Origin of the sequence: Streptomyces sp. NPDC127117, from assembly GCF_042677325.1 — a bacterium.
GTDB lineage: Bacteria > Actinomycetota > Actinomycetes > Streptomycetales > Streptomycetaceae > Streptomyces.
Genome location: NZ_JBHXTM010000108.1, coordinates 1 through 13,164 on the forward strand (window position 1 = coordinate 1; position 13,164 = coordinate 13,164).

11 protein-coding genes and 4 pseudogenes are annotated in these 13,164 nt (G+C 69.0%); 8 read left to right on the top strand and 7 right to left on the bottom strand.

The window, feature by feature from the left end:
• Positions 1 to 25: 25 nt before the first annotated feature.
• Positions 26 to 991, top strand: a pseudogene (locus ACFVH0_RS39795) (MFS transporter); the annotation flags it as partial.
• Here the strand turns inward: ACFVH0_RS39795 and ACFVH0_RS39800 are convergent.
• Positions 988 to 1,908: a peroxiredoxin family protein gene (locus ACFVH0_RS39800; protein WP_385828323.1), complete on the bottom strand. Its 921-nt coding sequence runs from the start codon at positions 1,906 to 1,908 to the stop codon at positions 988 to 990. The pseudogene ACFVH0_RS39795 and the gene ACFVH0_RS39800 overlap by 4 nt on opposite strands.
• Here ACFVH0_RS39800 and ACFVH0_RS39805 point away from each other — a divergent pair.
• Positions 1,817 to 2,017 carry a hypothetical protein gene (locus ACFVH0_RS39805; RefSeq protein ID WP_385828325.1) on the top strand — a complete coding sequence of 67 codons (201 nt, stop codon included), beginning with the start codon at positions 1,817 to 1,819 and terminating at the stop codon, positions 2,015 to 2,017. The two genes, ACFVH0_RS39800 and ACFVH0_RS39805, sit on opposite strands and share 92 nt — an antisense overlap.
• A 230-nt stretch (positions 2,018 to 2,247) precedes the next feature.
• On the opposite strand, the gene ACFVH0_RS39810 is transcribed toward ACFVH0_RS39805, so the two are convergent.
• The gene (locus ACFVH0_RS39810) at positions 2,248 to 2,997 is read right to left on the bottom strand and encodes an anti-sigma factor (RefSeq protein ID WP_385828315.1); all 750 of its coding nucleotides are present in this window, start codon (positions 2,995 to 2,997) and stop codon (positions 2,248 to 2,250) included.
• Positions 2,994 to 3,578, bottom strand: coding sequence for an ECF RNA polymerase sigma factor SigK (gene sigK / locus ACFVH0_RS39815; protein WP_385828324.1), 585 nt, complete (start codon positions 3,576 to 3,578; stop codon positions 2,994 to 2,996). Before sigK ends, ACFVH0_RS39810 begins: the two co-directional genes overlap by 4 nt.
• Before the next feature lie 560 nt (positions 3,579 to 4,138).
• On the opposite strand from sigK, the pseudogene ACFVH0_RS39820 reads away from it, so the two are divergent.
• The 4 genes and pseudogenes from ACFVH0_RS39820 to ACFVH0_RS39835 all read left to right on the top strand — a co-directional run.
• Positions 4,139 to 4,555, top strand: a pseudogene (locus ACFVH0_RS39820) (MMPL family transporter); the annotation flags it as partial.
• Positions 4,512 to 4,787: pseudogene (locus ACFVH0_RS39825) on the top strand (MMPL family transporter); the annotation flags it as partial. The pseudogenes ACFVH0_RS39820 and ACFVH0_RS39825, both read left to right, overlap by 44 nt.
• A gap of 223 nt (positions 4,788 to 5,010) precedes the next feature.
• On the top strand, positions 5,011 to 6,591 hold the full coding sequence (locus ACFVH0_RS39830; protein ID WP_385828316.1) for a molybdopterin-dependent oxidoreductase: 1,581 nt from the start codon (positions 5,011 to 5,013) through the stop codon (positions 6,589 to 6,591).
• A gap of 86 nt (positions 6,592 to 6,677) precedes the next feature.
• Positions 6,678 to 7,328 carry a fasciclin domain-containing protein gene (locus ACFVH0_RS39835; RefSeq protein ID WP_385828317.1) on the top strand — a complete coding sequence of 217 codons (651 nt, stop codon included), beginning with the start codon at positions 6,678 to 6,680 and terminating at the stop codon, positions 7,326 to 7,328.
• Between the two features lie 789 nt (positions 7,329 to 8,117).
• Here ACFVH0_RS39835 and ACFVH0_RS39840 read toward each other — a convergent pair.
• Positions 8,118 to 9,155, bottom strand: coding sequence for an SGNH/GDSL hydrolase family protein (locus tag ACFVH0_RS39840; protein WP_385828318.1), 1,038 nt, complete (start codon positions 9,153 to 9,155; stop codon positions 8,118 to 8,120).
• Between the two features lie 330 nt (positions 9,156 to 9,485).
• On the opposite strand from ACFVH0_RS39840, the pseudogene ACFVH0_RS39845 reads away from it, so the two are divergent.
• A pseudogene (locus ACFVH0_RS39845) lies at positions 9,486 to 9,608 on the top strand (transcriptional regulator); the annotation flags it as partial.
• 540 nt (positions 9,609 to 10,148) lie between these two features.
• Here the strand turns inward: ACFVH0_RS39845 and ACFVH0_RS39850 are convergent.
• Both ACFVH0_RS39850 and ACFVH0_RS39855 read right to left on the bottom strand, forming a co-directional pair.
• Entirely contained in the window at positions 10,149 to 10,472 is a 324-nt protein-coding gene (locus ACFVH0_RS39850; protein WP_385828319.1) for a hypothetical protein, read from the bottom strand.
• A 404-nt stretch (positions 10,473 to 10,876) separates the two neighbouring features.
• Positions 10,877 to 11,383 carry an RICIN domain-containing protein gene (locus ACFVH0_RS39855; RefSeq protein ID WP_385828320.1) on the bottom strand — a complete coding sequence of 169 codons (507 nt, stop codon included), beginning with the start codon at positions 11,381 to 11,383 and terminating at the stop codon, positions 10,877 to 10,879.
• 644 nt (positions 11,384 to 12,027) lie between these two features.
• Between ACFVH0_RS39855 and ACFVH0_RS39860 the strand changes: the two genes are divergently transcribed.
• Complete coding sequence (locus ACFVH0_RS39860; RefSeq protein WP_385828321.1) at positions 12,028 to 12,171, top strand: hypothetical protein; 144 nt, start codon at positions 12,028 to 12,030, stop codon at positions 12,169 to 12,171.
• Between the two features lie 113 nt (positions 12,172 to 12,284).
• On the opposite strand, the gene ACFVH0_RS39865 is transcribed toward ACFVH0_RS39860, so the two are convergent.
• Positions 12,285 to 12,665, bottom strand: a complete 381-nt coding sequence (locus ACFVH0_RS39865) for a hypothetical protein (protein ID WP_385828322.1) — start codon at positions 12,663 to 12,665, stop codon at positions 12,285 to 12,287.
• Between the last annotated feature and the right edge of the window lie 499 nt (positions 12,666 to 13,164).

Below are 13,164 nucleotides of genomic sequence, written 5' to 3' on the forward strand. Positions count from 1 at the left end.
CCCCGGCTCGATCTCCACGGAGAGAGTGAGATCGGCATCCTGCTTCTCTCCGCTGACCTTGCCGGTCAGTTTGAAGTGGCCGATCTCAGCGGTGATCGCGGTCAGGGCGATCCTGGGCATCGGCGGCGCCATGGTCATGCCCACCATCCTGTCCCTGATCCGCGTCGTCTTCACCGACCCCAAGGAACGCGCCACCGCCCTGAGCATCTGGGCGGCCGTCTCCGGACTCGGCGCGGTCGTCGGCCCGCTGGTCGGCGGCTTCCTGCTCGACCACTTCTCCTGGCACGCCGCCTTCCTCGTCAACGTGCCGCTCATGCTCATCGGGATCGTCGCGGCCCGGCTGCTCCTGGCCGAGTCCCGCGCGGCGAACCCCGGCCGCTGGGACGCGCCCGCCGCACTCCTCTCCCTGGTCGGCATGGTCACCCTCGTGTGGGCGATCAAGCAGTTCGGCGAGGAGTCCAGCTTCGCCGTGCCCTCGGCCTGGGCCGCTCTCGCGGTCGCCGCGGTGACCCTGACCTGGTTCGTGCTGCGCTGCCTGCGCAGCGATCATCCCCTGCTCGACCTGCGGCTCTTCAGGGGCCGGCAGTTCTCCGCCGGCATCATCGCCGCGCCCGGCGCGACGTTCTCCATGGTCGCCGCCCTGCTCCTGGTCGCCCAGTGGCTCCAGATCGGCGAGGGCGTCAGCCCGATCGAGTCGGGCGTGCGGCTGATGCCGATCGCGCTCGCCGGCTCCGTCGCCTCGCTTGCCGCCCCGCCGCTCAGCCGCCTGATCGGCTCCCGCGCCGTCCTGGCTGGCGGACTTGCCCTCGCGGGCGTCGGCCTGGTCTACGTCCGGCTCGTGGGTGACGGCCTGGACCTCACCCAGATGACCATCGCGCTTTGCCTCGTCGGAGGAGGCCTGGGCGCCCTCGCCATCGGCTCGGCCATGATCATGGGCGGCACCCCGACCGAGAAAGCGGGCAACGCCGGCGCGCTGGAGGAGACCGCCTACGAGTTCGGCGGCACCCACGGCGTCACGATCCTCGGCAGTATCTCCGCCCTCATCTTCCGGGCACAGTTCACCGACAGCCCGCAGTTCGACGCCCTCCACCGGACAGTCCCGGACCTCGCCGGACAGGCGGAGGAATCCCTCGGCGCAGCCGTCACCATCGCCGGCGAACTGCACATGCCCGACCTCGCCACCCACGCGACCGATGCCTTCACCCACTCCCTCCAGAGCGCCGGACTCATCGGCGGCGCCCTCATGCTCGCCGTGGCGGCCGTCGTGTTCTTCCTGACCCCTAAGGGCACCGAAGTCTCCAACGCCAAGCACTGACCCCAGAACCGGCCCCGGACGCGACCACGCCCGGGGCCCCGCCACGCCGACGCGCCCCACGGCCGGAACCCAACCGACAAGATCCGAAAGAGACGGCCTAGGAGAGCGACGAGGCCGTCGGCCGGGCGATTGAACCGCTCGGTGAGGCGACGGCCCGGGCAATGAACGCCGGTACCCGAGAACCAATCGACGACGTCCGACGCTCGGTCGTCAGCCAGCACGTAGGCGGTGGTCAAGCCCGCCACCTCCGCGCCGACCACTGCCGCTTTCCGCCACGACACCCCCGCCACTCGACACGCCGCTCGGCTGCTGCGCTTCACCCGTACTTCGCAGCGGCCCGGCGGCCGGATTGGAGGCAGCGTGCGGCGGAGGGCGAGGCCCAAGGGGGCAGAAGGTGCGGTTCCCGTCAGATCGGCGAGCTGTGCGTGCAAGGTGGTTGAGGGCGGGTAGGTGGCGCCTACGGCAGTGACGTGCTTCCAGCACAGGCGGCCGGCGCGGTCGATGATGAACACCGAACGCAGCAGCCCGATCAGGGGAGCGGTGGTACCGAACGACTTCGCCACCGCCCGCCCCGCATCGGACAGCAGCGGCATCCGCAGGCTCCTGGCGCGGGCGAACTTCTCGTGGCTGTCCAGTCCCTGGGGACTCACGCCCTACACGGTGGCCCCGGCGGACACCAGTTCGGCCAGGCCGTCGGAGTAGGAGCACAGCTGTGCGGTAGCACACCGGAGTGTCGTGGCCGGGGTAGAAGGCGAGGACGAGCGGTTTGCCGGCTTGCTCGGACAGGGTGTAGTCGGTGCGGTGGAAGGTTCCGCCGTCAAGGCGCCCGCCCGGCAGGCGGAAGTCGCCGACGATGTCCCCGATCTTTGGGGTGTTGGCCATGTGGGACCTCGATCGGTATCTGGTGCGGGCAGCCCCCTGGCGGGGGTGGGTCAGGTGGGAAGGGTCATCAGGAGTAGGGGGTCGGTGGTGGGCTGGGGAGAGCCTCCGGCGGGTTCGAGGGTGAGGCCGACGGCGCCCGCGTCGGCGGGGTTGCCGGTCAGGACGATGGTGCCGTCGTGGTTGATGAGTCCGGCCGGGCGCATGGTGCCGTCGTGGGCGAGCCATAGCTGGTACGTCTGGCCGGCCCCTGGCGCGGGGAGGTTGGCGGCGGTGAAGACGGCCTTGTTCTGCCGGTCGGAGGCGACGACGGTGGTTAGAGCGCCGTTGGCGGCCCGTCCGTGGACGGTACGGGCGTCAGGTGCCGCCAGGACGGTGCTGACCTCGTCCAGCCGCTGCCGGGCCTGGCGGGCCTGCTGCTTGAGATCCTGTCCGTTCTCCGCCTGCCACAGTGCGACGCCGCCGAGGGCGGCAGCGGCCACACTGGCCGCCAGCGCCAGCGGCAGGGCCCTGCGGCGCAGGATGCTGCCGAGAGCGGGTGCGGAGGTGGTGGAGGGGACGCGCGGTGGCAGCTGGCGTACGCCGTCGATGGCCGCCATGACCTGCGACTTGGCTGACGCATGGGGAGGCTGGGCGACCGCTGCCGCCAGGCGTGCCGCGGTGGCCTCGAATTCCGCGGCTTCCTGGCGGCAGGCCTCGCAGGCCTGTAGGTGGGCGTTGAAATCCTTGCGTTCGTCGGGGCCGAGTGCGCCGAGGGCATAGGCGGCGGCGAGGGTGTGGGCGTCGGATGCGTGGTGCTTCATGTGGTCACCCCCATGCAGTCTCGGAGCCGGATCAGTCCGTCGCGCATGCGTGTCTTGATGGTCGGAAGAGGAGTGCGCAGGGCTTCGGCGACTTCACGGTAGGTGAGTCCTCGGTAGTAGGCCAGGGTCACTGCCTGGCGTTGGAGTTCGGTCAGACCGCGCATGCAGCGGCGGACCTGCTCGGCGTCCAAGCGGGTTTCGACCTGTTCGGCGACCTCGTCGAAGGCGGTGGTGTGCTCGCGGGCGGCCTGGGCGTGTTCACGGTCGGTGGCGGCCTGGGCGGAGCGGACCCGGTCGACCGCCCGCCGGTGGGCGATGGTCGCCGCCCAGGTCGTGACGCTGCCGGCGTCGGGGCGGTAGCGGGCGGCCTGCCGCCACAGGTCGATCATGACTTCCTGCGCGACCTCCTCGGACTGGGCCCGGTCGCGTACGACCTTGATCACGATCCCGAAGACCATGGGTGCGAGGGCGTCGTAGAGGACGGAGAACGCCTGTTTGTCCCCGTGGGCGACCTTCTGCATGGTCTCGGCCAGGTCGGCACGTGCGGCGGAGCCGACGCCGAAGGGGAGCGGTTGGTTCACCGGCGCCGCTCCGACCGTGGCGAGCAGGCGCAGCGGCGGCCGGCTACGGCCGTCGGGGGGTCGGGTGTCCATCGCATGCCGGTCCTTGAGTGCTTGAGCAGGTGGTGGTGTCAGCAGTCCTTCGTAGCGGACGGGCGTGCGGATGGGAGGGCAGTTCGTCACCTGAACCCAGGCGGCTGACCTGTTCGCGGGAAGTGGGCCGTGCCGGCCCAGCCTGTGGGGCAGCGGCGGCGAAGGCTCGGTTGAGGAGCCGCAAGGGTTTCGCGGCTCCCGCACCGGCCGAGCGGGGCTTTTGCCCGGTCTCGCCCGGCCCGCGCGATTGAGCGCCGGCCGCGCCGGTTGTGGCTCGCCGTCCTCACCGCCGGAGCGGCGTGCTTGCCACTGGTCATTCACCCGGGTGTCTCGCTGGACCGGGCCCTGCCCGTCGGCGCTCCCTCGGCGGTCGGGCAGAGCGTCCTCTCGCGCGCCACTTCCCGGCCGGCGCCGCAAGCCCTCTGGGCGTCGTCGCTCCCACCGCCCGGGCGGCCGAGGTACGCGACCGGATCGCCGCAACGCAGGGCGTGGCGGCTACCGCCGCATCCCCGGCCGGGCCCGGCGGGACGGCGCAGGTCCTGTCCGACGCTGACGGATACCCCGGACAGCACACAGGCCCGGCATACACCGTCGCCCGGCTTCGCGCCTCGCTGGCCGGTACTGGTGCGCTGGTCGGTGGACAGAGCGCACAGCTCGCCGATCTGCACAAGGCGTCCGAGCGCAGCCACAAGCTGATCATGCCGCTGCCGCTGCCGCTGCCGCTGCCGCTGGCCGTGGTCCTGGCCGTACTGGTCGTCCTGCTGCGCTGCCTGCTCCTGTTGCTGGTGGCAGCGGCCTGGGTCAGCCTGTTCACCGCGTTCGGCACCGCGGCCCTGGCCTTTCGTCTGGTGTTCGCCAGCGATGCGACCGAGCCCGTCGTGGTGCTGTTCTCCTTCGCTTTCCTCGTCGCGCTCGGAGTGGACTACAACATCTTCCTCGTCCACCGGATTCGCGGCGAAGCGCTCGAACGGGTACCGCGCCGGGGTTCGGCACGGGCTGGCGAGCACCGGCGGCGTCATCAGCGCCGCCCGGCTCATCCTGGCCGCCACCTTCGCCTCACTGGCCGTGATGCCCCTGCTTTACCTGGCCCAGATCGGCTGCATCGTTGCGATCGGCGTCCTGATCGACGCCCTCCTCGTACGGTGCTTCCTCGTGCCTGCCCTCATCCTCGACCTCGGACACCGCGCCTGGTGGCCCGCACGCCTACCGGGCGACCAAGCCCATGCCGACGGAGAACTCGGCTCTGCGGCGGCGGTCGGCAACGCCACCCGGCCCGCTCCATCGGCTGCGCCATGGGTGCAAACTGCCGAGGGGTCACTCTTTGGGGCGAGGGGCCAATCCGCCGGCCGAGTGCTGCCGAATGTCGGTTGTGAGCAGCTTCCGCAGCACCCTTTCCCGCACCGCGCTGGGCGCGTCGGCCGGAGTTCTTTCCGCCTTCACAGCGCTGGCCGTTGCCGAGCTGGTCGCCGGGCTCGTGCGGCCCGCTGCGGGACCGGTGACCGTGGTGGGGGGCGCGGTGATCGACCGGACGCCGGCCGCGGTGAAGGACTTCGCGATCCGTACGTTCGGAGAGAACGACAAGACCGTCCTGCAGCTCGGGATCCTCTGCGTCCTCGCGTTCATCGCCATGGGGCTGGGCGTGGTCAGCCTGCGTCACCGGCGGGCCAGTGCTGCGGGTGTGCTGCTGTTCGGGATCGTCGGTGGCGCCGCGGCCCTGAGCCGGCCCGACTCCACTGGCATCGGTGACGCACTCCCCTCGTTGGCCGGAGCGGTCGCGGGCGGCTTCACCCTCTGCCTTCTGGCTTCCAAAGCCGCAACCACGCCTGTGGCCGATGGTACGGCCGGGGCCGGGTGGAGCAGGCGAAGTTTCCTGACCGCGGCGGCTGTGACCGCCGGTGCGACCACGTCAGCGGGCGTGCTCGGCCGCTTCCTCGTCGGTCGGCAAGGCCAGGGAGCCGTCGACTCCCGCAGCACCCTGGTCCTGCCCGCACCCGCTTCGCCCGCCGAGCCCGTTCCGGCCGGAGCCCAGCTGAATGTGCCCGGCATCAGTCCCTTCACCACGCCGAGCCCAGACTTCTACCGCGTCGACACCGCCCTCGTCGTCCCCAGGGTCGACGCCGGCACCTGGCGGCTGCGCATCCACGGCAACGGGCTCACACGCCCCCGTACCTACACCCTCGACCAGCTGCTCGCCCGCCCCCTCATCGAACGCGACATCACCCTCACCTGCGTCTCCAACGAGGTCGGCGGCCCCTACATCGGTAACGCCCGCTGGCTTGGCGTCCCCCTTGCCGCACTCCTCCGGGAGGCCGGGATCCTTCCCCCCTCCCGAGGAGGGAAGGCCGACCAGCTCGTGGCCCGCTCCGTGGACGGCATGACCCTCGGCTCCCCCGTCGAGGACGTCATGGACGGCCGCGACGCCATGCTCGCCGTCGGCATGAACGGGGAAGCCCTGCCCTTCGACCACGGCTTCCCCGTCCGCATGCTCGTCCCCGGCCTGTACGGATACGTCTCGGCCTGCAAATGGATCACCGACATCGAGCTCACCACGTTCGACGCCTACGACCCCTACTGGGTCAAACGCAAGTGGGCCCGCCGGGCACCGATCAAGACCCAGGCCCGCATCGACACACCCAAGCCGTTCGCCCGCCCCGCCGCCGGCACCGTCACCATCGCCGGGGTCGCCTGGGCACAGCACCGCGGCATCACCCGCGTCGAGGTCCGCATCGACGACGGCCCCTGGCGGGACGCCGACCTCGCCGTGCAGGACACCCGCGACACCTGGCGTCAGTGGTCCTACCCCTGGCGGTCCAAGCCCGGCGGACACACCATCACCGTCCGCGCCACCGACGGCACCGGTCAGGTGCAGACGGAAGAGCGCACCCAAACGATCCCCGACGGGGCGAGCGGCAGGCACAGCGTCTTCGTCACCGTCTCCTAGGCCACCGGGCCGTCGCCCTTCCGGCGCGAGGACCGGCACGAACCACCCACCGATTGAAGACCATCCGTTCCAAGGAGAAAACCGTCATGAACAGCAGCATGAAGATCCGCCGTACCGCGATCGCCGTCGCCGCAGCCGCCCTGCTGCCCTTCACCCTTGCCGCCTGCTCCGACTCCGGCAGCGATACCAAGGCAGCCCCCACCGCCGCCAGCGACCAGGCAAAGACCGGAGAGAGCACCCCCGCCGACGACTCGATGACAATGGACCAGCCCTTCGGCCCGGCCTGTGCCGGCGTTCCGAAGGAGGGCGCGGGCTCCTTCGACGGCATGGCCAAGGACCCGGTCGCCACCGCCGCCTCCAACAACCCGGCCCTGTCCACCCTGGTTGCCGCGGTCAAGCAGGCCGGTCTCGTCGACACCCTCAACAACGCGAAGGACATCACCGTCTTCGCCCCGACCAACGACGCCTTCGCGAAGATCCCGAAGGCCGACCTCGACAAGGTCCTGGCCGACAAGGAGCAGCTGACCAAGATCCTCACCTACCACGTCGTCGGCCAGAAGCTCACCCCCAAGCAGCTGGAGAACGGCTCCTTCGAAACCCTCCAGAAGGGAATGGTCACTACGAAGGGCTCCGGTGAGGCCTACAAGGTCAACGACACCGCATCCGTGGTCTGCGGCAACGTGAAGACCGCCAACGCCAACGTCTACATCATCGACACCGTCCTCATGCCGAAGTAACGACAGACGGCGGCCGCCGGGACAAAGGCAGCCCGGCACCCCGCAGAGGAACCACGGGGTGCTGGGCCGGCTTGCTGCGCAGACCATGGCGATCACCGCCTGCAACACTGCTCCTCGGTGAAGGCTGAACCCCAAGCCTTCTATCACCGGGCTTCGACCGGCCCTCCGCGCCTATGTCACAAGACCCGTACGAGCCGGGTGACGACCTGATACCGGCTCATGGGCCTTTGCCGCCTGCACGACTCTGCTGCCGCGAAGGAAATCCTCTTCCGCCTGCGTCTCATGCACCCCGAGATCACCACGGTCTGGGCGGATCACACCTTCGCCAGTGTCGGCACGAGGACCAGGGCATGCCGCGCGCCGAGTTTCTCGACGGCCGCGACGGCGATCAGGGTTGCCGGAGCCGGTCGTGCCGATGACCTGGGTCCGCAGCCCCTCGGTCGGCAGGCGTCTGCAAGACCCTCAGAACCGCGTCGACCGCCTTCTGGCTTCGTTCACTTCCAGCGGTTCTGGCACAACTTCCGTGATGCCGCCCCGCCTGTACTCGCGCCGGGCCAGCCTGCTGACCTGCCGTTTCTGCTCACCTACCGAGACACCCACTCGGGTGTCGTTGGGACTGCCGTGCGACGGCGGGGGCATCCAGCGCGCGGTGATCTGAGCGGTGCCGGGGCGCGCCGCATGACGAAGCCCCAGGGCTGGCCTGGGGCTTCGGTCGGGAGTGATGTCGCACCCGTGTGCGGTGAGGGTGCGGGCGGCTCCTGGCACGGGGCTGTGTGCCCCTTCTACTTGCTACTTGTTGAGGATCTCCTCGACCTTGTCGGCCACCTGCTTGGCCTGGATGTCGCGCCCCTTCTCGTTGGGGTGCGCGTACCAGGGGAGCTTGAAGTCGCCGAGCTCGACCTGGGAGTCCTCCAGCAGGCCGCCGATGCCCCGGTCGGCGCCGTCGCAGGCCGTGTTGCTGCCGGTGTTGGCGTAGAGGTCGACGAAGTCGGCGCCGCCTTCGGCGTCAGCGGCGGCCTTCTTCATGACGTCGTTCAGCCGCTTCTGGATCTGGTCCAGGACGGGCAGGGCGTCCTTGGGGATGTCGGCGAACGGCAGCTGCGTCTGACCGGGCGCCGCGGTCAGGCACTTGGTGGTGTCCTCGGGCACGAGCCTGGGGTAGCCGACCAGGACACGCTTCGCGTCGGGGGCGAAGTAGCCGATGCGCTCGAACAGCTCCTCCAGGTCCCATCCGACCCGCTCGAACTGACCGTCCAGCCACGCCTTGCCGTCGCCGGACTCGAAGAACTCACCGCACTTGGAGGCCGGCTCGTCCCCGTCCACCGGCTCTCCCGGCAGCAGAGCGCCCTCCGTCCGGAGCTTGTCGGAACACTGCTTCAGGATGCGGTTGAAGCCCAGCGTGTTGCCGCCCATGCTTCCCGCAACCAGCTGGGTGTCCTGCTTGAGCGCGTCCTGCTGCGGCGGGACCTTCCAGTCGGTGCCGGGCAGCAGCTCCTGCTCCTCCCAGAAGTGCCGGACGAGGGCGCCTCCGCAGGAGACGTCCGACTGGACGTCGAGCGTGATGCCCTTGTCCGCGAGGCGGCGAGTGGCGACGGTGGGGTAGTTCTCCTTCGCCTGGAAGCAGAAGGCCTTTTCGCTGCCTTCGTGGTTGACGGGAGCGATGCCGAAGTTGGCGGTGTAGGAGTCGCCGAAGAAGACGGTCGGTACGGGGTCGGCGGGCGCCGCGCCGGCGCTTCCCGCCGGGCCGGCGAGCGCCAGGCAGCTGCCCAGCGCGACGGCCGCGGCAGCCAGCCGCCGCACCACCGGAGATTTCGTCGTCTTACGCACGGCCAAAGACATGGCTGCGCCCTTTCGTCAGGGGCTCGCGAGGAGGAGCGAGCAGAACTGGTAACAGTCCGTATTCATGCAGATCCGTAACGTGATCTTCCAGTAGGCGCGCGCCACACCTGCTCGTTCTCGGCCAAGCCCGGCGCAGAGGTCCGTCTCGCCTGGGGCAGCGGGCCATTCCGAAGACGTCGCACCTATCGGTTCGGATGTGACCACGACCTGAAAGAAGAGCAGTCCGTTCAGCCCGCCGCGCGACTCGGGCAGGGCTCTTTGTGGTGACGCGTCTACTTGGTCTCGCGACGCGGGGCAGGGCCGCGTGCGCGGGGCGACGTCGAGACCTGGGCATCCGGCGACCACCAGGGCCTGGACGACGCCTGGGAGGACGTCATCGTCGACCTCGGATCCCAGTGGGGCCAGTACGAGTACGTCACCAGCATCGGCTTCGCCGCCTAGGACTGCTCTATACGCCTCTCTGGGCGCCTGTCGGTCGCCCCGAGCCTCCCAAAAGTCCGGGGCGACTCGCGTTCGCGGCACAGAGCGGCGTACGACGGTTTCGCTGCGTCAGGTGCCCGCTGTGCGTACTGTGGTGACGGGCCGTTCGTGGCCGAAGGGGGCTCTCCAGGGAAGTAGTCGGCGTTCGCCGGTCTGCCGGATCACTGGTATGACCTGCGCGTTTGTGTGATCCGGGCTCGTCGTCCGATGCGACCAGGAGTGCGACCAGAGGCGCGACCCCGGGCCCGGCGAGCGGGACGCTCTGTGCGCCTCGGGGATCGGCGGCCGGCCAGTCCCTCTCGCGCGTCGGCGGGGCCCCGCGCTCGTGCTCTGGCCCGTCGGGTCAGTCAGGGTTTTGTCCGGGGTACCGGTTCCCGATCGAGCTTGGCGAGCGGGGGAGAGGGTGCAGGAACACGTCATGGTGCGGGGCGCCCCCAGGGATGGCTTTGTCGAGAAGTGGACATCGACGAAAGCCAGCCCGCCGTTCTGACTCTTGGAACGTCAGTTGCCGTTCAGATCAATAAAGTTGACCGGGTCGTTCCTGCTAAATGTGTACTGGTTGAAGCTACTCGAAGTAATGCTACTAGCGGAGACGGCCTGGAATCGCACGCCAGAATTACCAGAGGAGTCCACTACGGAAATCCTTTCGGGAATAGCGCTCCCGCCGCTGACGACGATCACGGGCTGTCCGTCGCGGTACTCGATGGACAGTTTCCCGATGTCCTCGGGCTTGACCTGGTCTGCCGGGATAGGTGCGGGGTCCGTCGTCTCGGGCGTGATCCGGGCCGGTGCGGGGCCCTTGGCGTTGGGCGTGTACTCGGGCATGTCGTCTCCTTGCTGGCCAGCGCGCTGCCGACCTGGTCAGTGGGTTGCAGTGCGGAGCGTCACCGGGCGGTGACACGAGGTGGGGCGACTGGAAATCGACAGGGTGGCGCAAAGGAACCACCTGTGCGAGCTCTGGCCAGGCACAACGACCCCACCCCTCGAAAGGTGATCCCCCACGCCCCGCCCCCTACGCTTAGTTCTCGGCTGCCTGGAGCCGGCGTAGCCGTCAGTTCGGCCCGCGGCAACGGGATGAATGGCGACCCTCTGTAAGGATCTGCCCATCAACGGCGTCCGAGGTCGCGTGTGCGGGATTGTGCCCACCACGCCCCCTGCCCGGCTTCGGCCAGGGCAGGGGGCTTTCGTCGTGCTGCTTCGTACCAGTGGGCCGGGCCGCCCTGAAGACGTCAGCGGACGTCGAACGAGTGGGTCATGTACGCGTTCGTGGCGTTACAGGCAATGACCCTGGCGTAGGTGGGGGCGGTGGTGAGGTAGGGGATGAGGCACTTGTTGTAGGCCTGGCTCTTCAGCTGGTACCGGTTGAGTTTGCTGGAGTTGTCCATGGAGAATATCTGCTCGTCCCACCGGGAGTCACGCGGACGCTGCTGGAGGGCTTCCGAGTCGCTTCCGCCCACAGTGGTGACGCACATGTCACTGTTGAGATTGCGCAGCAGGAAGGTGCTGCTGGTGACCGGGTCGATGGCCCACTTCTGGGCCAAGTTGTCGGTGTCGGCCTGGTATTGGACCTCGGCGCCACCGACCGTCGAGTTACCGGCGACACCGAGGACGAAGCCGGTCTGCCAGTTGCGGACCTTGGTGCCGCTCAGCGGCCCGGTCGCGTCGGCTGTGCCCACTCCGAGTGCGGTCGTGCTCAGCGCTACGGCAACCATGACGCACGCAGATCGGATGCGCATGAGGGACTCCTCCGCTTAAAGCGGTCACACTGCATGTCCGATTGATCACGGAATATGCAGCACTGGCTTGGATGCCCCCGCCAACGCACCGCAACGAAGAGGGTGACTCGGCTCGCCCGATCAGGCAGCCCTCGGCTGCGGCAGTCACCGCTCCGCTCCGCGTGGCTCTGTCGATGACGAGGAGCAGCGTTTCTCTGGCAGTTCGGGAGGCGTTTCCCGCGTCGAATATCCATGGCTTCGGACAGCAGCTCGGTGTCGACCGGCAAGACGCCGTCTGCCGCCACTCCGAGGCCCGGGACAAAAAGCGCTGGCTACGGACGCAGGTGGCGTCCGTCGTCTCGCCGTTGCCGAGTGCCGGCGGGTGCCTCCCGTTCTCGTCGACATCTAGATCCGGGCCCAGCGAGCGCCTCCCGAGGCCGTCGTCGACAACTGCTGTCGCGTGACGTCGACAAAGCCAGGTGGTGCTGCCGCCGAAGCTTGCCCGCCTCATCGCGACCACCTCAACAGCACCCCTACACATGGCGGCGACGCCACGAAGTACCTCCTGCCTGGCCGCAGCCCCGGCCGACCCCGCAACCCCGCCGGCTTGTCCGAGCGGCTCAAGCGTTACGGTCCTGCCCGCCTGAGCCGCCCGGGACACCGCCATGCTGGAAGCCCTCGCCGACCTGCCGCCCATGGTCATCTCCGACCTGTTCGGTGTCGGACCCGAAACAGCAGAGCGCTGGGCCGCCTCCACCGGCGGGATCTGGTCGGACTTCCTGGCAGCCCACCAGCGGCCGACCGCCTGATCCTCGTTCCTGCTCGGGGCCTGAGCTTGGCTTGAACCAGGAGCGAAGATGATCATGGCGTACGTGCTGTCGGCCGGTGGGCCCGCCCCGAGGGGTCCTCGGTCGTCGTGCGGCTACAGCACGGCGACGGTGAACGCCTTGTCCGCAGCGGAGTTGTTGCTGCTGGTCATGACCAGGATGGTGTCGGCGGCGTTGCCGCAATGTGCATTGGGTGTTCCCAGGGCGAGGATCTGGCCATAGTCGTTGGTGAGCGTGGCGACGATCGCCGCGTTGGCGAGTTTGATCTCCGGGTCCAGGACTTTGACGCAGTACGTGCCGGCCTTCGGCCGACTGACCGAGGTGTTCTTGCCGTGCAGGAGCTTGCCGTCCGCGGTCACCACCGCGGCGGCGCGGGCGTAGGGGGCGGTCGTATCCGCGTTGGCGATGCCGGCCGTCAGCGTGACGGCAGTCAGCACCGTCGTGCCGACCACCGCGGCGCGGGTCTTAAAAGTCATGGTGGGCGCTCTTTCTCTGGTGGCTCCCGGTCGTGGCGGGAGCGGGCCTGAGTGCCAGGTGACACCTGGCTGGGGCGGATCTCGTCAGGAGGATGCAGAGGTAAAGCTGGTCGTTGCCAGCCCTAGGGGGAACATCCCTGGGGCTGGTCTCGACAGTGTCAATGGCGAGGCAGGTGCCCGTATCGGCACACGTCGAGGGTGCCTCCTGACCACCGAGGCCATCTTTGATCATCCACGAGCACAGAGATCGCAACCGCCGCGATCCTCACACCCGAATGAGCGCAAAGTGATCACTCGATCAAACCAGCGATGTCGCCCAGGGCAGGGAAACGGCCTCGCGACCAGCGGAACCGTGGGCAGCCCTACCGGGCAGCACTACCAGACCCTCGGAATACCGCAGGGTACGAATACCGGCACTTCACCAGTGGCACGCGGACACGGTCGACGTGCTGGTGTTGGGGTTCACCGGTCCCCGGTTCAGGCCGCACCTTCTGGTTCT